This window comes from Actinocorallia sp. API 0066, assembly GCF_020991275.1.
Classification (GTDB): domain Bacteria; phylum Actinomycetota; class Actinomycetes; order Streptosporangiales; family Streptosporangiaceae; genus Actinocorallia.
Window position 1 is genome coordinate 1 of sequence record NZ_JAJLQY010000005.1, and the last position, 21553, is coordinate 21553.

Here is a 21553-nt window from a genome sequence, read left to right on the forward strand (position 1 = left end):
AAGCCAAACCTATCGGTGTTGAAACTGGCAAATGAACAAGGTCTGGCGAGACCTTTGTCCGTATTGCCTCAAAGAAATCCTCTGACGAGGATGAGCCAGAACCGAAGTCCTGGCCTTAATTGGCACTGACTTTTAGCACGCTGTTGAGTTCTCAAGAAACGGACTCGCACCGTTTTTCACCCTTGCGGGCTTCTTTCGGAGCAACCCTGCTAACTTACCAGGTTCGGGAAGCTTGTCAACCTCCGTGACCCGCTGCCCTTGATCGGCTACTTTCGCACCCGTTCTTGGAGCAACCCTTCGAACTTACCAGATCTGCCCGAAGTGTCAAACTTCGTCCCGATCTGTCGCTTTTGGGCACCGCAAGGCGGACCTTCGAGCTGGTTCTCCGGGGTTCCCCGCGCGGTGGCCGCCCCTCGGTCTCCCTCGTTGCGGCCCGCCTCTCAGCGGGGCGAAGCAAACGTTATTCCCCTCCGGCGTGATCGTCAAACCAGCGCGCGAGGCGGAGCCGTCCCCACGGCCCCACCTCGCTTCCGTCCGATCGGACTCCCCCGCAGGCACCCGTTCAGGGGACGAGCACGATCTTGCCCGTCGTGCTGCCACTCGCGATCGCCTCATATGCCTTGACCGCGTCGGCGAGCGCGAAGGCGGCGTCCACGTGGACGCGCACCGTGCCGTCCGCGACGAGCGCCGTCAGCCGCTCCAGGTCGTGCGCGGACGGGCGGACGTTGACGGCCTCCAGTCGGATCCCGCGCTCGGCCGCCTCCTCAGGCGTGAGCCCGAGGAAGGCGGAGATCGCGCCGACCAGGATGCCGCCGGGCCGGAGCACGCTCGCCGACCTGGGCCCGTTGTCGTAGCTCAGCAGATCGAAGACGACGTCGAGGCCGGACAGGACCTCGGTGTAGTCGGTCGTCCGGTAGTCGATGACCTCGTCGGCGCCGAGCGACCTGACGAACTCGTGCTTGGCGGCCGATGCGGTGCCGATGACGTGGGCGCCGCGCCACTTGGCGAGCTGCACGGCGAGGTGTCCGACGCCCCCGGCGGCCCGGTGGACGAGCACCCGCTGGCCGGGCCGCACGTCGGCGATCGCCACGAGCGCCTGGTAGGCGGTGAGCCCGGCCAGCGGCAGCGCCCCCGCCGCCCTGACGTCGAGCGCCTCGGGCCGCCGCACGATCTCGTTCGGCGAGACGAGCACGTACTCGGCGTGCGTTCCGGCCTCGGCGGGGAACCCGACGAAGCCGAGCACCTCGTCGCCCGCGCGGAACGCCGAGACGCCGGAGCCGACCGACACGACGGTCCCCGCGACGTCCCAGCCGAGTGTGAAGGGCGGCTCGCCGAGCAGCGGGTACAGGCCGGAGCTGACGGACGCGTCCACGGGGTTGACGCCCGCCGCGGCGACCCCGACGAGCACCTGTCCCGGACCCGGCTCGGGCCGCTCGGCGTCGACGAGCCGGAGCACGTCGGCGGGGGCGCCGACGGTGGTCTGGGTGAGCTTGCGCATGTCTTCCTCCAAGGATCTGCCTGGTTCGATCCCCGTTCCGGCGATCTGCGATCATCCTGGCCAGAACCGGTATCCCTTGGAAAGAAGGCACCTTTCGGATATATAGGTACCCCATGGAAACCATCCAGGTCGAAGCCTGCGGGACCGGCGAACCGCACAGCGAGCTCCTCCGGCTCGACGCCGACGCCTACCTCGCCGAGTGCGCCTCCCGCACCGTCCTCGTCGCGCTCTCCGACAAGTGGACGTGCCTCCTGGTGGACGCGCTCAGCGGCGGCCCGCTCCGGTTCGGGGAGCTGCGCCGCCGGATCGGCGGGATCACCCAGAAAAGCCTCACCTCGACGCTGCGGACGATGGAACGGGACGGCCTCGTCGTACGGACCGTCTACCCGTCGATCCCGCCGAAGGTCGAGTACGAGCTGAGCGAACTCGGCCGCGGCGTCATCCGGCTGATGAGCGGCATCAAGGAGTGGGCGGAGGTCCACGTCGACGAGATCCTCGCATCGCGTGCGCGGTACGACGAGCGGGCGGCGCAGGACGTCGAGCCGGTCAGGGCTGTGCCAGGTACCCGCCGGTGAACACGACGGCCTCCGCGAGGATCCAGAGGCCCGCGGTGGCCGTCAGGAGGATGTCGAGCGCGTCGGGGTCGTCGCGCAGGAGGACGCCGCCCAGCAGGCCGAGGACGAGCGCGGGGACGGCGAGGATCAGCGAGTACTCGACAGCGGCGGCGAACCCTATGAGGCACTGTGGGTCGGCGGGGAGGCCGTCGGCGATGGCGCAGAAGGCCGTCTCGCCCCAGCCGCCGTAGGCCGACAGCAGCCAGAGCAGCACGAGTGCCGCGTTGGCGGCCGCCGGGAGCGCCGGGGACACCCGCCATCTGCTGGGGCGCTGCATGTCCGTTGCATACACCAAAAGGGCGGCCCCCGTCACGGGGACCGCCCTTCGGTGCGTTCAGGCGCGGACTAGAAGTCCATGCCGCCGCCGTCGGGCATGCCCGCCGGGGCCGGGTTCTTCTCCGGCTTCTCGGCGATGACGGCCTCGGTGGTGAGGAACAGCGCCGCGATGGACGCCGCGTTCTGCAGCGCCGAGCGGGTCACCTTGGCCGGGTCGATGATGCCGGAGGCGAACATGTCGACGTACTCGCCGGTGGCGGCGTTCAGGCCCTGGCCCGCGGGCAGGTTGCGGACCTTCTCCACCACGACGCCGCCCTCAAGGCCGGCGTTGACGGCGATCTGCTTGATCGGCTCCTCCAGCGCCTTCTTGACGATGGCGGCGCCGGTGGCCTCGTCACCCGCGAGGTCGAGCTTGTCGAACGCGCTGACGGACGCCTGGAGCAGCGCCACACCACCGCCGGGGACGATGCCCTCCTCGACGGCCGCCTTCGCGTTGCGCACGGCGTCCTCGATGCGGTGCTTGCGCTCCTTGAGCTCCACCTCGGTGGCGGCGCCGGCCTTGATCACCGCGACCCCGCCCGCGAGCTTGGCCAGGCGCTCCTGGAGCTTCTCGCGGTCGTAGTCGGAGTCGGTGTTCTCGATCTCCAGCCGGATCTGGTTCTCCCGGCCCTTGATCTCCTCGCGGTCGCCCGCGCCCTCGACGATGGTGGTCTCGTCCTTGGTGATGACGACCTTGCGGGCGCGGCCCAGCTGGTCCAGGGTCACCGAGTCGAGCTTGAGGCCGACCTCCTCGGTGATGACCTGGCCGCCGGTCAGCACGGCGATGTCGCCGAGCATGGCCTTGCGGCGGTCGCCGAAGCCCGGGGCCTTGACGGCGACGGACTTGAAGATGCCGCGGATCTTGTTGACGACCAGCGTGGCCAGGGCCTCGCCGTCGACGTCCTCGGCGATGATCAGCAGCGGCTTGCCGGCCTGCATGACCTGCTCGAGCACCGGCAGCAGGTCCTTGTTGGAGGAAGCCTTGCCGCCGACGATGAGGATGTACGGGTCGTCGAGCGACGCCTCCATCCGCTCGGGGTCGGTCACGAAGTAGGGCGAGATGTAGCCCTTGTCGAAGCGCATGCCCTCGGTGAGCTCAAGCTCAAGGCCGAACGCGTTGCTCTCCTCGACGGTGATGACACCTTCCTTGCCGACCTTGTCCATCGCCTCGGCGATGAGCGCCCCGATCTCGGGGTCGGCGGCGGAGATGGAGGCGGTGGAGGCGATCTGCTCCTTGGTCTCGATCTCCTTCGACAGCTGGGACAGCTGCTCAGAGACGGCGGCGACCGCGGCCTCGATGCCCTTCTTCAGGGCCATCGGGTTGGCGCCGGCGGCGACGTTGCGGAGGCCCTCGCGGACCAGCGCCTGGGCGAGGACGGTCGCCGTGGTGGTGCCGTCACCCGCTACGTCGTCGGTCTTCTTGGCGACCTCCTTGACCAGCTCAGCGCCGATCTTCTCCCAGGGGTCCTCCAGCTCGATCTCCTTGGCGATGGACACACCATCGTTGGTGATCGTGGGAGCGCCCCACTTCTTCTCCAGAACGACGTTGCGCCCCTTGGGACCAAGGGTCACCTTCACGGCGTCCGCGAGCTGGTTCATGCCACGTTCGAGACCGCGCCGGGCCTCCTCGTCGAACGCGATCATCTTGGCAGCCATCGGCTCCAGATCCTCCTCGTAGTGGATGCGGAACATGGCGGATCGAGAGGATGCCCGCGACGGACGGCCTCACTCCCCGAGCAGCCCCATGCATGCCACCCGAGGGCCAGACCTCATCGTCCCGACCCTGAAAGCTTTGCGGTTGTCACTCTCACCCAGAGAGTGCCAGAACACTGTTTAGCACTCTACCCCAACGAGTGCAAGCCGTATCCCCCTTGACCAGCAAGTGCCCACAAGAGTGAAGACCCCCAGCCCGGGGCTGGGGGTCCGTGGAGCGGTCCGGCTCGATCGGGCGCAGAATCACACAGTGCGGACCAGGTCGGCCTGGGGGCCACGGTCGGACTGGGTGATCTCGAACTCGACCCGCTGGCCCTGCTCGAGGGTGCGGTAGCCGTCCATCTGGATGGAGGAGTGGTGGACGAACACGTCACGGCCGCCGTCGACGGCGATGAATCCGTAGCCCTTGTCCGCGTTGAACCACTTCACGGTGCCCTGCGCCATGCTGTGAACCCTGACTGGAGCCGCGGCCCCCCTGGACCGCGGAACGCGCGGGGAGTCCACCTCGGAGTCCCCGATCCCCTATCGAGACCGTCCGGAGATCGGGCCGTGATGGAGATGGCACCGGAAGATATCCCCCGTATCGGACGTAGGGAATGGCTCCGGCCGGGTGTGGCCACGGTGAAAACGCAAAAGGGCTTTCCCTTTCTGACAGGAAAGCCCTTGGTGTCAAGCCGCTGTGTCGGGTGACACGATCCAGCGCGCGTCAGCCGCCGGCTACCGCCGGGATGATCGAGACCTGGACGCCGTCGGGCGTCGCGGTGTCCAGACCGTCGACGAAGCGCACGTCCTCGTCGCCGACGTAGACGTTGACGAACCGGCGCAGCTTGCCGGTGTCGTCCAGGACGCGGGCCGCGATGCCGGTGTGGTTGGCCTCCAGGTCCGCGATGACCTCGCGCAGGGTGGCTCCTGTTGCCTTCACCTCGGCCTCGCCACCGGTGTAGGTGCGAAGAATCGTGGGAATGCGGACGGAAACACTCATTTTCACACCAATCCTGTAGCGCGGAACGCCTCGATCGTGGGCGCTATGTTGGCGGACGGCTTGGCGACGGGCGCCACGGCGTCCAGGGTCTTGAGTCCTTCGCCGGAGTTGATGATCACCGTCTCCAGGGCCGGGTCGAGCTGGCCGGACTCCACCAGCTTCTTCAGCACGCCGACCGTCACACCGCCCGCGGTCTCCGCGAAGATGCCCTCCGTCCTGGCCAGCACCCGGATGCCCTCGACCACCTCGGCGTCGGTGACGTCCTCGATGGCGCCGCCGGTGCGGCGCACGGCGTCCAACACGTAGGGGCCGTCGGCGGGGTTCCCGATCGCCAGGGACTTGGCGATGGTCTTCGGCTTGACCGGGCGGATCACGTCGTGACCGGCCTTGAACGCGGCGGAGACGGGGCTGCACCCCTCGGCCTGCGCGCCGAACACCTTGTAGGGCTTGTCCTCGACCAGGCCGAACTTGATCAGCTCCTGGAACGCCTTGTCGATCTTCGTCAGCTGGGAGCCGGACGCGATCGGGACCACGATCTGGTCGGGCAGCCGCCAGCCGAGCTGCTCGGCGATCTCGTAGCCGAGCGTCTTGGAGCCCTCGGCATAGTACGGCCGGACGTTGACGTTGACGAACGCCCAGTCCTCCTGCTCGCCCGCGAGCTCGGAGGCGAGCCGGTTCACGTCGTCGTAGTTGCCGTCGACGGTGACGAACGTGCCGTCGTACACCGCGGTGGTGATGATCTTCTGCTGCTCCAGGTCGGACGGCACAAAGACGGCGCTGCGGATGCCCGCGCGGGCCGCGGCGGCCGCGACGGCGTTGGCCAGGTTCCCGGTGGACGGGCAGGCCAGCACCTTGAAGCCGAGTTCGCGGGCGGCGGCCAGGGCGACGCCCACCACGCGGTCCTTGAAGGAGTGCGTGGGGTTGCCGCTGTCGTCCTTGACCCAGAGGTTCTGGAGGCCGAGCGCCGACGCGAGCTGGTCGGCGCGCACGAGCCGGGTGAAGCCGGGCTCGGTGTTGGGGATCTCCGCGACGTTCGGGGGCACCGGGAGCAGGTCCTTGTACCGCCAGATGTTGCGGGGACCCGCCTCGATGTCCGCCCGGGTCAGCCCCTTGATGTCGTAGGCGACCTCAAGGGGGCCGAAACACTCGGCACAGGCGTAGTAAGGACCGAGTTCGACGGAGTTTCCGCATTCGCGGCAGGTGAGCGCTGTGGCGTTACCCAGGTTGGGCATGATGCGCGGGGACCTCTCCCTCATCTTCCCTGCGCCGATCTGGTCGCAGGCCGGAGTTGGCACCTGTTCCGGCGTTGCGCGCGCGGGCTGCGCGGTGTGCCGGAAGGGTTGCCGGGGCTTCGCAGGGCCGGTCCCTCCACCCCTCTGGATGAGCGCCCGTCATCGAGTGACGGGCGTGTATGAAGTTGTGTTCCGACTTTACCTCAGCGGTCCGATCGTGCGAACAGCCGGGGTCGCCACCTTGGTGGACCGTGCCGGTTTGTGACTTCCGACACGGGACGGCAAGGTCAAGACCGACCTTGACCGAGCGCCGGAGAACCCCCGTGTAAGACTCGGGTCATGCAGGTACTCGTCGCCAGCAACCGGGGTCCGGTCTCGTTCGGCAGGTCCGAGGACGGCGCGCTGACCGTGCGCAGGGGCGGGGGCGGGCTCGTCTCCGGGCTCGCGTCGGTCGCCGCGGGCACCGACCTCCTGTGGATCTGCGCCGCCCTGTCAGACGACGACAGAACGGCCGCCCGGGAGGATCCGGAAGGCAGGCTCGACAGGGCTGGGCACGACACCGGGGCCGTCCGGATGCTGGACATCCCGGAGAAGACGTTCCAGCGGGCCTACAACTCGGTGGCGAACTCGACGCTCTGGTTCGTCCACCACCTGCTGTACGACACGCCGAACGCCCCGCACTTCGACGCGGCGTTCCGGCGCGACTGGCAGGCGTACGCGGCCTACAACGCGGCGTTCGCGGGCGCGCTCGGGCAGGACGCGGCGCCGGGCGCGAAGGTCGTCGTGCAGGACTACCACCTCGCGCTGGTGCCGGGGATGCTGCGGCAGGCCCGTCCCGACCTGCGGATCGCGCACTTCTCACACACGCCCTGGGCGCCGCCCGCCTACTTCCGGCTGCTGCCCGACGACATCGCCACCGACATCCTGGAAGGCATGCTGGGCGCCGACCACCTCGGGTTCCTCTCCGAGCGCTGGGCCGGGGCGTTCCTCGACTGCTGCGCGGAGATCCTCGACGCCAAGGTGGACCGGATCTCCGGCACCGTCACCCACCGGGGCCGCACCACCCGGGTGGGCGTGCACGCGCTCGGCGTGGACGGCGCCGAGCTGCGCGAACGGGCGGGCCGCGCCGACGTCGCCGAGCGGATGGCGCAGCTACGGGAGCAGGTCGGCGGTAGGCAGCTCATCCTGCGGATCGACAGGACGGAGCTGTCCAAGAACATCGTGAGGGGCCTCGCCGCCTATTGGGAGCTGCTTCTCAACCACCCGGAGTGGCGCGGGCAGGTCGTCCATGTGGCGTTCGCCTACCCGTCGCGCACGGACCTGCCGGAGTACCGCGCCTACACGGCCGCCGTCGAGCGGCTGGCGGGCGAGATCAACGACGAGTTCGGCACCGACACCTGGACGCCGCTCATCCTCCAGGTCAAGGACGACTACGCGCGCTCGCTGGCGGCGCTGCGGATCGCCGACGTGCTCGTGGTGAACCCGATCCGGGACGGCATGAACCTCGTCGCCAAGGAGGGGCCCGTGCTGTCCGACGGCGGGTGCGCGCTCGTGCTCTCGCGGGAGGCGGGCGCGGCCGCCGAACTCGGTGAGGACGCGCTGCCGGTCAACCCGTTCGACGTCTCGCAGACCGCCGAGACGCTGAACCAGGCGCTGCTGCTGGGCGCCGAGGAGCGCCGCGAGCGCACCGCCCGGCTGGCCGCGGCCGCGACGGCGCTGCCGCCCGGCCACTGGTTCGCCGAGCAGCTCACCGCCCTCGACGGTGTTCATTAGGGCCGGCCGCTTTCGCGACCCCGACTTCGTCGGGAGCGCCCGACCCTGTGTTCATTAGGGCCGGGCGCTTCTCACGTGCCCGGCCGGTCAGCTGTAGGACTCGCCCAGGGTGGCGCGTACCTGCTTGCGTGCCTCGTGGATGCGCGACTTCACCGTGCCCAGCGGAAGGCCGAGCTGCGCGGCGATCTCGCTGTACTCCAGCTGCGACACGTCCCGCAGGACGAGCGCCTGGATGAGGTCGGGTTTTTTGGCCTCCAACTCCTCCATCGCGTCGAGGATGTCCACCCGGGACCCCGCGATGACGGAGGTGCGGCGCGGGTCGGGCCGCTGCGAGGGCAGCTCGCCCGCCTGCTCGACCGACCGGCGCTTGAGCGACCGGTAGGTGGAGCGCGCCGAGTTGGCGACGACGACGTGCAGCCAGGTCGAGAACCGCGAGCGGCCCTCGAACCTGTGGATGTTCCGCGCGACCTGGAGGAGCGCGTCCTGGCACGCTTCCTCGGCATCCTGCCGGCAGGGGAGGAACCTGCCGGTGTGTCGTAGTACATCACTCTGGATGAGGCCGAGCAGTTCGTTGAGAGCGCCCTGGTCGCCCTTGGCGGCTCGCAGCGCCAGTTCCTCGGTCCGTTCGTTGAACGCCATACCGCTTCCGCTCCCCTTCGTGACCGCTCAAAGGGCATGATATCGGGGTGTCCATGCCTTCAGCCGTCGGCCGTTACCGAATCGATCGAGTCCTCGGTCAGGGGGCGTTCGCCCATGTCTGGCTCGGTCTGGACGACGACCTGAACGACCAGGTCGCGATCAAGGTGCTCTCCGGGGCGCTTCTGGACGATCTGGACGTGCGCAACCGCTTCCTGGAAGAGGCCCGCATCCTGCGGCGGGCCGACTCCGAGCGGCTTGTGCGGGTGCACGAGTTCGGCGAGCTACCGGACGGCCGCCCCTACTTCGTTATGTCCTACGCCGACCGTGGTTCGCTGTCGGATCGGATGCGTGAGGGCGGTCCACTTCCGGTCAGCACGGCGCTCGCCTACATCGACGACATCGCGCAGGGTGTCGAGGTCATCAACGAGCTCGGCGTGATCCACCGGGACCTGAAGCCGTCGAACATCCTTTTCCAGACGACGAAGGACGGAAAGGGCGAACGCCTCCTCATCGCCGACCTGGGTCTGGCCAAGGCGCTCGCGCACGCGTCCGGCGCGTTCACGCTCCCGGTGGGGACGCCCGGGTACATGTCGCCCGAGCAGGCGCGGTTCGGCGGCGGCCTCGACGTGCGGGCCGACGTGTACGGCGTCGGCGCGCTCAGCTACCACCTGCTGGCCGGGCGCGCCCCCGGGCCCGCGCCGGTGCGGGTGCCGCCGAGCGCGCACAACCCCGAGGTCGGCCCGGACATCGACGCCGTCGTCCTCAAGGCGCTGGAGGCCGACCGGGAGCTGCGCTGGCCGACGGCGGGCGCCTACGCCCACGCGATAGCGGCGCTGCGGCGCGGTGAGGCCCCGCTGGGCCTGGGTCAGCGCCGCCCGCCCCCGCCCGTCGCGATGACGACGCCCGACCTGCCCAGCTTCGAGCCGTATGGGCGGCCCGTGCAGCAGCCTCCGCAGCCTCCGCCTCCGCAGCACGTCCAGGCGGCGCACGGGCAGCCGCCTCCGCCGGGGCCGCACGGGCCGCAGGGCCCGCAGGGGCGGCCGTCGGGGCCGATCCCCCCGCGCGGTGACGAGGACAAGACGCAGGCGCTCAGGTTCCCCGGTGGGGACGTGGACGCGACCATCCTGGACCAGCAGCCTTCCCTCCCCCGGGACACCCCCTTCGGTAGCCAGCCCTCCGCCCCCGTGCCTTCACCGTCTCCGTCGCCGTCCTCCCCTGGCCGTCACAGCAGGCCGTCGGGGCCTTCCGGGGCGCGTGGCGGTCGGCAGAAGCTGCTCATCCCGGCGGTGGTGACGGCCGGTGTCCTCGTGCTCGGCGCGGTCGCGGCCGTCCTGGTCCGGCTGGGCGGCGACGAGCCCGGCCCGGCCCCGACGCCGAAGGTGCCGCTTGTCGCGCTCGCCGACCCGAGCCAGAAGATCCAGGTGAGCGTCCCGGCCGCGTGGGCGCAGGACACCGCCGAGGGCACCTGGAACCCGAAGACGAACGCCGCGCTTGAGGACGACACCGACCGGCCCGTGCTGCGCGCCACCAGCGACAAGGACGACTTCCGGCCCGCCGACGCGACCTCGCCCGGCATCTTCGTCGGCCTCACCGGCGCGCTGACGGTGCCGCCGCCCACGCAGTCCGACCACGAGGCCGACGCGAACGGCGGGTGCGTCAAGGGCGACACCCGCAGCCTCAAGATCGGCACGCTGAACGCCACGATCACGCCGTGGACGGAGTGCAAGACCGGCGTCCCGAGCATCACCGAGGTGGGCGTCGTCAACGAGGAGCAGACGTTCGCCGCGTGGGTCCGGATCAAGCAGACCGACGAGACCGACCTCACCGACGCGATCCTGCGCACCCTCAAGCTGCAGGAGCCCTAGCCGTCACACCCTGACGTGCTCGGGGCGGATGCCGTAGGCCAGGGCGCGGGCTACCAGGCCGTTCACCCGCTCCATGACGGCCGGGGGCGGCAGGCGCGGTGGCCGTCCGGCGAGCGCGGGGGCGACCAGCCGTCCCTGCGCGACCCGCTGCACGCCCTGGACGAGGACGGTCGCGGGCATCCGGCGGCGTTGGACGGCGGCCAGGTCGGCGGTGCTCAGGGTGCCTTCGCGCAGCGGCCGGGCGAGGCGGTTCGCGGCCGCCACCGCGTCCTGGACGGCGAGGTTGATCCCTACGCCGCCGATGGGCGACATCGCGTGCGCCGCGTCGCCTATGCACAGCACCTTGAGCCGGTGCCAGCGGCGCAGCCTGTCGATCCGGACGCGCAGTGTGCTGGTGCCGGTCAGGGCCAGTGCCCGGTCCGCGCTCCACGGGACCAGCTCGGCGACGTTCTCTCCGACGACCCGGGGGTCGTCCACCTCCATGCCCTTGGGGACGACGTAACCGCACTGCCAGTGGGTGCCCCGGTCGAGCATCACCACGAGCCTGCCGCGTGAGACGCGGACGAAGAGCTCGTCGGGGTCGCCCGCCTCCTTGTCGAGACGGAACCAGGCGACGTCCATCGGCGCGCCGATCTCGCGGCGCGGCAGCCCGGCCCGCAGCGCCGAGTCCCGGCCGTTGGCGACGACGACGAGGTCGGCGCGCAGCATCCGGTCGGAGCCTTCGGCGCACCGGTACCTGACCCTTCCGGATTCGGCGTCGAGCACCTCGCAGCCCATCTTCAGCGTGAAGCCGGGGAACCGGGCCGCCTCGCCTGCGAGGAAGTCGAGGAAGTCCCACTGCGGGACGAGCGCGATGTAGGGGTGGCGGCCCCGGAGCTTGGTGAGGTCGGCGACGGTGAACCGCGTCTCGTCCGTCACGACGGACAGGCGGTCGGCCCTGCGCTGCGGCAGCTTCGCGAACCGGGCGCCGAGCCCGAGCTCGTCCAGGACGTCGAGCGTCGAGGGGTGCACGGTGTCGCCCCTGAAGTCGCGCAGGAAGTCGGTGTGCTTCTCCAGCACGACGACGTCCACGCCGGCGCGCGCGAGGATCAGCCCGAGCATCATCCCGGCCGGGCCGCCCCCGGCGATCGCGCACGTGGTCGTCTCGTCCATACCGTCTCCTCTACCCCACGGCGCGCGCGGTCAGCCGGGCGGGCGTTCTCGTCCGGGCGGCCGGGACTTGCCAGCGACAGTGTTCCGATATATCGTTGAGGCATCGACAAACAGTCGAGACTCTTACCGGGAGCGGAGACTCCCAGAAGGAAGGAAGATCATGCACAGGCAACAGGAACACTTCGGGCCGGGTCCGCGCGGACGTCATGGCCACGGGCCGCGGCGCGGCCGCGGCCGCAGGGGCGACTTCGGGCCGTGGGGTCCGGTCGGCGGGCCGCTCGGCGGCAGGCCGGGCGGCAGGCGCGGCAGGGCCCGGCGCGGCAACGTGAAGGCGGCGCTGCTCGCCCTGCTCACCGACAGGCCGATGCACGGCTACGAGATGATCAGCGAGCTGGAGAACCGCACGAACGGCGTCTGGCGGCCCAGCCCCGGCTCGGTCTACCCCACCCTCCAGCTGCTGGAGGACGAAGGGCTGGTCACCAGCGCCGAGCAGTCGGGCAAGCGGCTGTTCACCATCACCGAGCAGGGCACGGCCGAGGCCGCGAACGACCCCGAGCCGTGGCAGGCGGTCGCCGACGCGGCGGGCGACACCGCGCTCAAGGCCCGCGAGTCCGTCGGCCAGCTGGCCGTCGCGCTCAAGCAGGTCATGGCGGCGGGCACCGAGGAGCAGCGCGCCCGCGCGCTGGACGTCGTCGGCGACGCGCGCCGCAAGCTCTACGGCATCCTCGCCGAGGATTGACTACCGAGCGAAGGGCAGTGCCATGGCCCGCTGGGTGAAGCGCGGATCGAGCACGTACAGGCCGAGGTCGGCCTGGGCGAGTTCGGCCCGCACCGGATCCGTCGTGGAGATCCGCAGCACGTACGTGGCGCGGGGCGGCATCGTGAGCGAGCCGTCCCGCAGCCGCGGCGCCGCCGATCCCGCGAGGGTCGAGCGCACCACCGTGCCGGTCTTCAGCGCGCACAGCGCCAGCACCGGGCGGCACTGGACCCGGACGCCCTCCGGCAGCGCCTCGGGCCGGATGAGCAGCTCTCCGGGCATCTCCAGCGCCTGCTGCGCCCCCGTCGTGTTGACGATCTCGTAGTCGGCGTACGCGCGGCCGTCCGCGACGCCGCCGCGCAGCCCCTTGAGCCGGTAGGCGTCGCCGAGCGTCAGCTGGTCGTCCGCGGTCGCGGCGGCCACCTGGGTGACGACGGGCTCGTGCCTGCTGTCGTTCCACTTGACCACGGCCCCGCCGACCACCAGCGGCACCACCATGGAGGCCGCCACCAGCAGCGGGCGCAGCGGGGTGCCGGGCACCCCGGTCAGCCCCAGGTAGGGCTGCACGGGCTCGATCGCGGGCCGCTGCGGGCGCTCGGGCGGCCGCACCACCGAGAGCGACGGCCACGAGCGCGCCGAGGGCGCCGTCGTGCCCGTCAGCTCCAGCAGGAGCTGCTGCGCGGAGGGCCTGCGCCTCGGCTCCTTGGCGAGGCTGTCCTCGACGAGCTGGCCGAGCCGTCCGTCGAGGCCGTAGAGGTCCGGCGGGTCGGTGAGCACCCGGGTGACGACGTCCTGGATGGAGCCGTCGCCGAAGGGCGGCCTGCCCGTCGCGGCGTAGGCCATGAGGCAGCCCCACGCCCACACGTCGGCAGCCGAGTCCACCTCGCGGCCGGAGACCTGCTCGGGCGCGCGGAACGACGGGCCGCCGAGCACCCCGCGCACCCCGCCCGCGTCGAGCGCGACGCCGTAGCCGAAGTCGATGACGCGCGGGCCGCCCGAGTCCAGCAGCACGTTGCCGGGCCGCAGGTCCCGGTGGATCACGCCGGCGCGGTGCAGCGCCCACAGCGCTCCGGCGACGCCGATCGCGAGCCGGTCGAGCGGCGGCCCGGTGCGCGGGCCGGCCCCCTCCACGACGTCGCGCAGCGAGAGGCCGTGCACGAACTCCGAGGCGACCCAGGGCGCGCCGCGCTCCATTCCGGCGCCGAGCAGCCGGGCGACACAGGGGTCGTCGACGCGTTGTGCGGTCGCGAGCTCCTGCGCGAACCGGGCGCGGAGCCGCTGGTTGCCGCCGAAGCGGGCGTGCAGCAGTTTGACGGCGGCGAGGTCGCCGTCGCGTTCGCCCAGATAGACCACGCCCTGGGCGCCCCGGCCGAGCCGGGCGACGATCCGGTACGGACCCACACGATCCGGATCAGAGGGCAGGAGGTCTTCCATGCCGGGAATACTGGCCTGAGTCGGGCGGCTGTAACCGAGGTCTCCTGGCCGGTTGTGGCCAATCCCCGGCGGACGGGGTGCGGGGGCGCTAGTCGGGGAACTCAACGTGCCGTGCCTTTCGATCCGCAAAGAACCGAACATTCCACACATAAAGCCCCAGTTCGGACGGCTTCACCTGGGCTGACACGGGCGCCTCCGTCCGCACATGGAGCAGGTACGACGCCCCGGCCGCCATGTACTGGTCGCCGTCCACCGTGAGCGGCGGCGCCGAGCCGTCCAGCAGCGCCTTCACCGTCGTCACGTTCTTCACCGTGCAGCGGCTCGCGGGCGCGCCCGGCTGCTCCGCGCACGGCACGCCCCTGGGCGCCCTGGCCCGGTCGAGGAACAGGTCGCCGGGGAACTCCATCGGCACCGGCTGCGACTGCACGTTGGCGATCGTGTATTCGGCGTAGGCGTACTTCTTGCCGTCGATCTCCTCGGTGCCGCCGCCCACGGCGCCCACGGTGTAGGTGAAGTCGTCGGTGTTGCGCAGCTCCAGCACCGGGCCCGTCGGCGGCTTGGCCCGCGACGTCGGGCCGCCCTCCGCCATCAGCGAGGACTCCGGCGCCGTCGGCTCCGCCTCGCCGCCGCCCGTCATCACGACGGTCGCCGCCACGCCCACCACCGCGACGGCCATCACCCCGGCGACCACGCCGTACCGCACGGTGTTCCTGCGCCGCGACGCCGCCCGCTCCAGCGCGCGCATCTCGCTGCGCGACACCGTGGGGTCGGCGCGGCCGCCCGTCAGCGTCACCGTGTCGCGCCGCGGCGCGGGCGGCCTGGCCTGGACGGCGGGGAACGGGTCGTCGGACCTCCCGGTGCCGATCAGGCTCAGCAGCAGCTGTTCCGCGGTCGGCCGGTCCGCCGGGTTCTTGGCCAGGCACGCCGCCGCCAGCTCACGCAGCCCGCCCGTCAGCGTGCCGAGGTCCGGTTCGGTGTGCAGGATCCGGTTGATCACCACCGAGATCGAGTCGTTGCCGAACGGCGGCTCCCCGCACGAGGCGTAGACCAGCGTGGACGCCCACGCGAACACGTCGACGGGCATGTCCACCGGCGTCTTGGCGAACTGCTCCGGAGCCATGTAGGCGGGCGTCCCCAAAGGGCCCCCGGTGGAGACGGACGCCGTCGTCAGGTCGAGCGCGCGCGCCACCCCGAAGTCGATGACGCGCGGGCCGTCCGGGCCGAGGATCACGTTGGACGGCTTGAAGTCGCGGTGCACCACACCCGCCTTGTGGATCGCCACGAGCGCGGTGGCCGTGCCGATCGCCAGCCGGTTCAGCCGCGACCCGGCGCGCGGACCCCACTCCTCGACCGTCCGCTTGAGGGACAGGCCGTGGATGTACTCGCTGGCGATGTACGGGACGTCGCCCTCCACGTCGGCGGTGAGGATGCGCGCGGTGCAGAACGGGTCGACCTTCTGCGCGGCGGCGAGTTCGTGCGCGAACGCGCTGCGCGCCCGGTGGTCGCCGGACAGCCGCGTGTGCAGCCGTTTCACCGCCACCTGCTCGCCGGACGCCGCGGTCGCCAGATAGACGACGCCCTGGGCGCCCTCGCCCAGCCGACCGAGCAGCCGGTACGGGCCGAGCTGGACGGGGTCGCCTGGCCTCAGCGGGTGCGCGTCGGGCATGACCGTCCCCTCGTCGAGATCCGGAATGGGTGGCGAAACCCTAAGACCACGACGTGTCCGCTGGCTAGTTCATGAAATTTCTTCAGATAGTTGGCGCAGCAGGGCGACCACACCGACGGGTCCGTCAACAACGACGTCGGCCTCCGCGGCCAGCGCGGCGACCTCGTCGGAGCCGCTGCACACCTTCACCGCCGGGATGCCCAGCGCGTCGGCGGCGGCGAAGGCCGCGAGGTCACCGAGGTCGTCGCCCGCGACGAGCACCGAACCCGCCTTCACCTCGTGGGCGAACTCCGTCAGGGCACGGCCCTTGTCCATGCCCGGAGGACGCAGCTCCAGCACGAACCGTCCGGGCTCAAGAACCAGACCTGTCTTCTCGGCGAGCGCCTCCAGGATCGAGCGCAGCCGCTCCAGCGCGACGTCGGGCTCGGCCGCCCTGCGGGTGTGGACGGCCAGGGCATGGCCCTTGTCCTCCACGGCCACCCCCTCGGGGGCCTTCGCCAGCAGCAGCGGCAGCTTCGCCCTGACCTCGGCGACGCCCGGATGCTCCGGCGGCGTCAGCAGCGAGCCGTCCGACCACCGCTCCAGCCCGTACTGGCCCAGAACGGTCAGATTGGGGACGTCCCGGAGGCCGCCGTACTCCACGGCGGTGAGCGCGGGACGTCCGGTGATGACGGCCAGCGCGCGCACCCGCGGCGCGAGCGCGCGCAGCACACCGGCCGTCTCGGGCAGCGCCCTGGCCTGGGTCGGATCAGGGACGATGGGGGCGAGCGTGCCGTCGAAGTCGAGCGCGACGAGCGCCTCGCCGGGCGCGGAGAGCAGGGGCGCGAGTACGGTCACCCGGCCAGTCTCGCAGAGCCCGCGGGCGCCCGTCACCGCGCCGTCACGGATTGAATCCGTACCGGCGCGCGGCGCGTTGGCGCTGGCGCTGCGCCCGGATCCGGCGCAGCCGCTTGACCAGCATCGGGTCGTGCTCCAGTGCCTCGGCCCTGTCGATGACGATGTTGAGGAGCTGGTAGTAGCGGGTCGCGGACATGTCGAACGTCTCACGGATCGCCTGTTCCTTGGCTCCCGCGTGCTTCCACCACTGCCGCTCGAACGCCAGGATCGCGCGGTCGCGCTCGGACAGCAGACCGTCGGGGAAGGCGCGCAGGTCGTCCGGGTCGGGCACGCCGGACTCCTCGTCGGGGACGTCGGCGGCGGTCATGAGGTCCCTTTCGATGGATTCTGATCCCGGCTGTCCGGGTTCGGCGGGACCTCACTCTAGCGGGGTCCGCCGACCCGTGGCTGCCATTCTGGCCGTCCCTCTACACGGTTATCGGCACGGGGATATCTCGTTTTCCTGCATTCCCGCACGCACCTTTCACCACTCCCGCCCCACGCCGACCACCCCCGCGCTGACCTGCGGTATCGCGGCCTTCCATGATCCCGGAAATCCCACGGCGGAACGTCATGAGAGCATATGCACCATACATTTATCCCTGCGGCGGGCGGCCCGCGCGGCAGTGAGGCGTGAGGGAGACCGTGACCGACGACCCGCTCCTGTCCCAGATCGGCACGTCGCTGTTCCGGCTGCGCCGGGTCTGGGCGCGGCCCGACCTCATGCGGAAGGTCGGCGCGCAGAACCCGGGACCCAAACCCCTCCAACTGTCCAACCTCATGGTCGTCACGGCCGTCGGCAGGCTCGGCGAGGCGGGCGCCGAAGTGACGATCGGGGCCGTCGCCGAACGGCTCGAAGTCGACCCGTCCACCGCGTCCCGGCTCGTCGGACACGCGATCGACGCCGGATACGTCTCGCGCAGGGCGTCCGCGTCCGACGCGCGCCGCGCCGACCTACGGCTCACCGAGCCGGGACGGCGCGTGATGGAATCAGCCGAACGCCACCGCAGCGCCTATCTCGCCGAGATCATGCGAAGCTGGCCGGAATCAGACAGGGTGGAGTTCGCCAGGCTCCTCACCGCGTTCGCCGACGCCATCTCCGGCGACCCGATGGACCCGTCCCGGATCTCCGAGATCTTCTCCGAGGCCGAGGGCGCCGAGCACACCCAGCGCGTCGAGTGACCGGAGGAACGCGGTGGGACACCAAAAACCGCGTGGCACAATGTCCCAGTCCGCAACGTAAAGGAGAACGGCATGCGGGTCCGCGCGGCGTCGGTGGGCCTCGCCCTGCTCCTCGCCGCCCCCGGTGCGCTCACCCCGCTGCCCGCGCACGCCGACGAGATCCGCGCCCGGCAGTGGGTCCTCAAGAAGCTCGGACTGCCCAAGACCTGGCAGCTCACCAAGGGCAAACGCGTCACCGTCGCGGTGCTCGACACCGGCGTCGACCCCGACCACCCCGACCTCAAGGGCAAGGTCACCACCGGGCCCGACTACACCGGGCACAGCACCCCCGCCGACAGCCCCTACTGGGCGCTGCACGGCACCGCGATGGCCGGGATCATCGCGGGCCGTGGCCACGGGCCCGGCCGCGCCTCCGGCGTCAAGGGGATCGCGCCCGCCGCGCGGATCCTGTCGATCCGGGTGACGTGGGAGAACAAGGACCCCGCCCGCGAACGCGAGAAGAACCTCAGCAGCAACAAGGACGCCATGGCCAAGGCGATCCGCTACGCGGTCGACAGCGGGGCCGGGGTCATCAACATGTCGCTCGGCGGCGGCAAGACCGACTACACGGGCAGCGAGACCGAGCAGGAGGCCGTGGACTACGCGCTGTCCAAGGGCGTGGTGCTCATCGCGTCCATGGGCAACGACGGATCAGGGCAGAACCGGCGGAACTTCCCGGCGGCGTACGAGGGCGTCATCGCGGTCGGCGCCGTTGACAGGTCGTTCCAGCCGTGGGCGGACAGCAACCACAATCCGTGGATCAGCCTCGCCGCGCCCGGCGTCGGGATCGTCACGACCCAGCCGTCCAACGCGTACGCGACGGACGACGGCACGAGCGCGTCCGCGGCGATCGTCACCGGGATCGTGGCGCTGCTCCGCGCCCGCTACCCGGACCTGACGCCCGCGCAGATCCGCTCGGCCCTGGAGTCCGGCACGACGCACCGGCCGCCGACGGGCCGCGACGACAGGGTGGGCGCGGGCGTCGTCCACGCCTGGCGGGCCGCCCGCGCCGCGAACCGCATAGCCAAGGCGACCGGCTCCCGCATCGTCCCCCCCGACGGCAAGAAGCCCGCCAAGCCCACCGCCCCGTCCGTCATGGCCGCCCCCGACACCCTCTCCCCCACCGCCGCCGCCGAGGCCCACACCCCCACCCCACCCACCCTCGTCTACGCCATCCTCGCCGGCGGCGCCCTCTTCATCACCGCCGGCCTCACCCTAGCCTGGCGCTCCCGCCACCCCACCTGACACTTCGGGGCGATCCAAGAGGAGTGAGGAGAGCGGATGCCCTTTCTCTTTGACGAGTGTCATTTCTCTTATCGCGGGGTTCCGGTGTTCTCGGGGTTGAGCCTGCGATTCGCGGAGGGGACGACGGTGCTGCTCGGGCCGAACGGGGCAGGGAAATCCACGTTGCTCGGGCTCGCGGCGTCCTTCCATGCTCCGGCGGCGGGGAAGGTCTCCTTCATGGGGGTCTCCGCCGGGGAGCGGCGGGCGCGGTCGGAGTACCGCAGGCGGGTCGGATGGATGCCGCAGCACGTCGCGCCGGTCGCCGGACTCACCGTCCGGGAGCAGGTGAGCTACGCGGGATGGCTGAAGGGGATGTCGCGGCGTGCCGCGTGGGACGGGGCGCTGGAGGCGTTGGCGGCGGTCGGGCTCGGCGGGCTCGCCGAACGGAGCGCGGGAAGGCTGTCCGGCGGGCAGCTCAGGCGGGTGGGGCTGGCGCAGGCGCTCGTCCACCGGGCGGAGGCACTGCTGCTCGACGAGCCGACCGCCGGGCTCGACCCACGGCAGCGCGAGACGTTCCGGGACGTCCTCGGGCAGGTCGCCGAACGCGCGCACCTCGTGGTGTCCACCCACCAGACCGAGGACCTGACCGCGCTGTACGCGTCGGTCGTCGTGCTGGACCGGGGGCGTCCCGTGTTCACCGGCCCGACCGACGCGTTCCTGCGCGCCGGCGGCGGATCCGTCGAACGCGCCTACGACCGTTATGTGGAAGCGGAGGCGTGAAGCGTGCCCGTCAGACGGTGGTTGGCGCGGCACTCCGTCGTCCTCGTGAGCCCCGTGCTCCTGGGGCTCGTTCTGTACCTCACGTGGATGGGGTTCGCGGAGCTCGGGGAGAACTGGGCCTCGGGTACCTCCGTGGCTGCGCGGTCGCTCGTCATCGTCGGCCCGGTGGGCGCCGCCCTGGCCGCTTGGGAGGCCGACCGGTTGCGCAGGGTCTCAGCCGCGACTCTGCCTTCGGTGCGCTCGTGGGCGGCGGTCGTGCTGTGGTCGCTCTGGCCCGTCGTCCTGCTGTGCGCGGCGGCACTCGCCCTCGCGCTCGGCACCGTCGCCCCGCGCATGACGGACGTACCGGGCACCCCGCACCTCGGGATGCTCACCGTCGCCGGGGCCATGACGCTTGGCTTCGTCCTCGCAGGGTTCGGGCTCGGCTATCGGCTCCGGGCCTCCTTCTCGATCCCCGTCCTGCTCATCGGGGGCTGGGTCGTGCTGGTGTACCCGGTCGCGATCGAACCGCTCTGGGTCAGGCACGTGTTCGCGGAACTGAACTGCTGCGCCACCGACCAGGTGGTGAACCCCAGGGTCGTGCTGGCGCCGCTCGTCGCCGCCGCCGGACTCGTCGCCGCCGCGCTCGTCTCGGGGATGGGCCGGGGCGGTCGGGCGCGGGGGCTGGCAGCGGTGGCATCGGTCGCCGTCGCGGTCGCCGGAGCGGCCGCGCTCGTCCACCGGCTCGACTACCAGGCCGGGCTCCCCCGGACGGCCGGGCTCGGCTGCGCCGCTACCCGGGGCGTCACGGTCTGCCTGTGGACCGAGCACGAGCGCTTCCGGTCCCGCTGGGCGCCGTCGTTGACGGCGGCCGTGGAACGGCTGGCCGGGGCCGGGCTGCCCGCGCCGGAACGGTTGACGGAAGGCCCGCCGCGCTCCCCGCAGGACTGGACGTTCAGGGTCACCGGAGACGCGACGGCCGACGACACCGTGATGGCCCTCGTCGCCGGAATGATCCCGCCGATGCCGACATGCGCGACCCACGGGCCCTGGCCGGGCGACGCCGCGATCGACCCGACCGGCGCGTGGCTCGCCCTGACCGCCGGGCTGCCCGCGGACCTCGTCGCCCAACGGATCAGCCCCGAGGGCGTCGCCACCGCACAGCGTGTCCGCGCGCTGGACCACACCCGCCAACGCGCCTGGTTCGACCGGAATCTGGCGGCGATGCGTGACTGCCGCACCGAGCCGGGCGGCCCCGCATGATCCACTGGATCAAGATCCGCCGAGTGGTCCGGCTCTGCGCCGTCCTGGCGCTCACGCTCGGCGGCACCGCCCTCGCGGGGACGGCGTCGGTACCGCTGCCGAGCCTCACGAGCGGCGCGCTGCTCGGTGCGCCGCTCGCGCTGATCCTGCCCGTCGTGCCCGTCACCTTCATCGTGGCGGCGCTCGGCGACGCGCCGGTGCCGCAGGAGCGCACGGCGACCCGGGCCGTCCGGCTGCTCGACCTGCTCCTTGTCGCCGGGGCCGTCGCCGTCACCCTCGTCTGTTCGGCCGCGCACCCCCTCGGGCTCGCCGTCGCGCGCGACCTCATCGGCTATCTGGGCGCGGGGCTGGCCGGGGTGGTGCTGCTCGGCGGGCACGCGGCGCAGGCGCTGCCGTCGGGCATGGTGTTCGGCTACTGCCTGGTCGGGCTCGGCGCGCAGGCGCACGCCTGGTGGGCCTGGCCGTTCGCGCCGGCGGACGCGCCGGTGTCCTGGCTTTGCGCCAGCAGCCTTCTGGTTGCCGGTTGGGCCGCCTACGCGCGGTGGGGGCCGCGCGGCGGATGACGCGTGG

At 71.4% G+C, this 21553-nt stretch carries 21 protein-coding genes and 1 riboswitch; of the genes, 9 read left to right on the forward strand and 12 right to left on the reverse strand.

What is annotated here, in order from left to right; all coding sequences use genetic code 11:
* Positions 1–562: 562 nt before the first annotated feature.
* On the reverse strand, positions 563–1498 hold the full coding sequence (locus LO762_RS13560) for an NADP-dependent oxidoreductase (RefSeq protein WP_230614993.1): 936 nt from the start codon (positions 1496–1498) through the stop codon (positions 563–565).
* Between the two features lie 113 nt (positions 1499–1611).
* Between LO762_RS13560 and LO762_RS13565 the strand changes: the two genes are divergently transcribed.
* Complete coding sequence (locus LO762_RS13565) at positions 1612–2073, forward strand: helix-turn-helix domain-containing protein (protein ID WP_230614994.1); 462 nt, start codon at positions 1612–1614, stop codon at positions 2071–2073.
* Here the strand turns inward: LO762_RS13565 and LO762_RS13570 are convergent.
* From LO762_RS13570 to thrC, 5 genes are all read right to left on the reverse strand, one after another.
* Positions 2045–2389 carry a hypothetical protein gene (locus tag LO762_RS13570; protein ID WP_230614995.1) on the reverse strand — a complete coding sequence of 115 codons (345 nt, stop codon included), beginning with the start codon at positions 2387–2389 and terminating at the stop codon, positions 2045–2047. The two genes, LO762_RS13565 and LO762_RS13570, sit on opposite strands and share 29 nt — an antisense overlap.
* A 68-nt stretch (positions 2390–2457) precedes the next feature.
* On the reverse strand, positions 2458–4083 hold the full coding sequence (gene groL / locus LO762_RS13575) for a chaperonin GroEL (RefSeq protein ID WP_230615866.1): 1626 nt from the start codon (positions 4081–4083) through the stop codon (positions 2458–2460).
* A 300-nt stretch (positions 4084–4383) separates the two neighbouring features.
* The gene (locus tag LO762_RS13580; RefSeq protein WP_230614996.1) at positions 4384–4584 is read right to left on the reverse strand and encodes a cold-shock protein; all 201 of its coding nucleotides are present in this window, start codon (positions 4582–4584) and stop codon (positions 4384–4386) included.
* Positions 4585–4846: 262 nt separating this feature from the next.
* Positions 4847–5122 (reverse strand): MoaD/ThiS family protein, encoded by a 276-nt coding sequence (locus tag LO762_RS13585; RefSeq protein WP_230614997.1) that lies wholly within the window; start codon positions 5120–5122, stop codon positions 4847–4849.
* 2 nt (positions 5123–5124) lie between these two features.
* Positions 5125–6354 (reverse strand): threonine synthase, encoded by a 1230-nt coding sequence (gene thrC, locus LO762_RS13590; protein ID WP_230614998.1) that lies wholly within the window; start codon positions 6352–6354, stop codon positions 5125–5127.
* 17 nt (positions 6355–6371) lie between these two features.
* A riboswitch (SAM riboswitch) is annotated at positions 6372–6509 on the reverse strand.
* Positions 6510–6693: 184 nt separating this feature from the next.
* On the opposite strand from thrC, the gene LO762_RS13595 reads away from it, so the two are divergent.
* The gene (locus LO762_RS13595) at positions 6694–8127 is read left to right on the forward strand and encodes a trehalose-6-phosphate synthase (RefSeq protein ID WP_230614999.1); all 1434 of its coding nucleotides are present in this window, start codon (positions 6694–6696) and stop codon (positions 8125–8127) included.
* A gap of 87 nt (positions 8128–8214) precedes the next feature.
* On the opposite strand, the gene LO762_RS13600 is transcribed toward LO762_RS13595, so the two are convergent.
* A complete protein-coding gene (locus LO762_RS13600; protein ID WP_230615000.1) occupies positions 8215–8766 on the reverse strand; it encodes an RNA polymerase sigma factor in 552 nt (183 codons plus the stop codon).
* A gap of 53 nt (positions 8767–8819) precedes the next feature.
* On the opposite strand from LO762_RS13600, the gene LO762_RS13605 reads away from it, so the two are divergent.
* Positions 8820–10631, forward strand: coding sequence for a serine/threonine-protein kinase (locus LO762_RS13605; RefSeq protein WP_230615868.1), 1812 nt, complete (start codon positions 8820–8822; stop codon positions 10629–10631).
* Positions 10632–10634: 3 nt separating this feature from the next.
* Here the strand turns inward: LO762_RS13605 and LO762_RS13610 are convergent, their stop codons facing one another.
* On the reverse strand, positions 10635–11783 hold the full coding sequence (locus LO762_RS13610; RefSeq protein WP_230615001.1) for an FAD-dependent oxidoreductase: 1149 nt from the start codon (positions 11781–11783) through the stop codon (positions 10635–10637).
* A 160-nt stretch (positions 11784–11943) separates the two neighbouring features.
* Here LO762_RS13610 and LO762_RS13615 point away from each other — a divergent pair, with 160 nt between their 5' ends.
* The gene (locus tag LO762_RS13615; RefSeq protein ID WP_230615002.1) at positions 11944–12522 is read left to right on the forward strand and encodes a PadR family transcriptional regulator; all 579 of its coding nucleotides are present in this window, start codon (positions 11944–11946) and stop codon (positions 12520–12522) included.
* On the opposite strand, the gene LO762_RS13620 is transcribed toward LO762_RS13615, so the two are convergent.
* The 4 genes from LO762_RS13620 to LO762_RS13635 all read right to left on the reverse strand — a co-directional run bounded on the left by LO762_RS13620 (position 12523) and on the right by LO762_RS13635 (position 16844).
* On the reverse strand, positions 12523–13974 hold the full coding sequence (locus LO762_RS13620) for a serine/threonine-protein kinase (protein WP_230615003.1): 1452 nt from the start codon (positions 13972–13974) through the stop codon (positions 12523–12525).
* Between the two features lie 88 nt (positions 13975–14062).
* The gene (locus LO762_RS13625) at positions 14063–15640 is read right to left on the reverse strand and encodes a serine/threonine-protein kinase (RefSeq protein ID WP_230615004.1); all 1578 of its coding nucleotides are present in this window, start codon (positions 15638–15640) and stop codon (positions 14063–14065) included.
* Between the two features lie 69 nt (positions 15641–15709).
* A complete protein-coding gene (otsB, locus tag LO762_RS13630; protein ID WP_230615005.1) occupies positions 15710–16477 on the reverse strand; it encodes a trehalose-phosphatase in 768 nt (255 codons plus the stop codon).
* Positions 16478–16520: 43 nt separating this feature from the next.
* A complete protein-coding gene (locus LO762_RS13635) occupies positions 16521–16844 on the reverse strand; it encodes a DUF3263 domain-containing protein (protein WP_230615006.1) in 324 nt (107 codons plus the stop codon).
* Positions 16845–17149: 305 nt separating this feature from the next.
* Here LO762_RS13635 and LO762_RS13640 point away from each other — a divergent pair, with 305 nt between their 5' ends.
* From LO762_RS13640 to LO762_RS13660, 5 genes are all read left to right on the forward strand, one after another.
* On the forward strand, positions 17150–17698 hold the full coding sequence (locus LO762_RS13640) for a MarR family winged helix-turn-helix transcriptional regulator (protein ID WP_230615007.1): 549 nt from the start codon (positions 17150–17152) through the stop codon (positions 17696–17698).
* Positions 17699–17770: 72 nt separating this feature from the next.
* A complete protein-coding gene (gene mycP, locus LO762_RS13645; RefSeq protein WP_230615008.1) occupies positions 17771–18982 on the forward strand; it encodes a type VII secretion-associated serine protease mycosin in 1212 nt (403 codons plus the stop codon).
* Positions 18983–19078: 96 nt separating this feature from the next.
* Positions 19079–19741 carry an ATP-binding cassette domain-containing protein gene (locus LO762_RS13650; protein ID WP_230615009.1) on the forward strand — a complete coding sequence of 221 codons (663 nt, stop codon included), beginning with the start codon at positions 19079–19081 and terminating at the stop codon, positions 19739–19741.
* 3 nt (positions 19742–19744) lie between these two features.
* Positions 19745–20983: a hypothetical protein gene (locus LO762_RS13655; RefSeq protein ID WP_230615010.1), complete on the forward strand. Its 1239-nt coding sequence runs from the start codon at positions 19745–19747 to the stop codon at positions 20981–20983.
* Complete coding sequence (locus LO762_RS13660) at positions 20980–21546, forward strand: hypothetical protein (protein ID WP_230615011.1); 567 nt, start codon at positions 20980–20982, stop codon at positions 21544–21546. Before LO762_RS13655 ends, LO762_RS13660 begins: the two co-directional genes overlap by 4 nt.
* Positions 21547–21553: the final 7 nt, after the last annotated feature.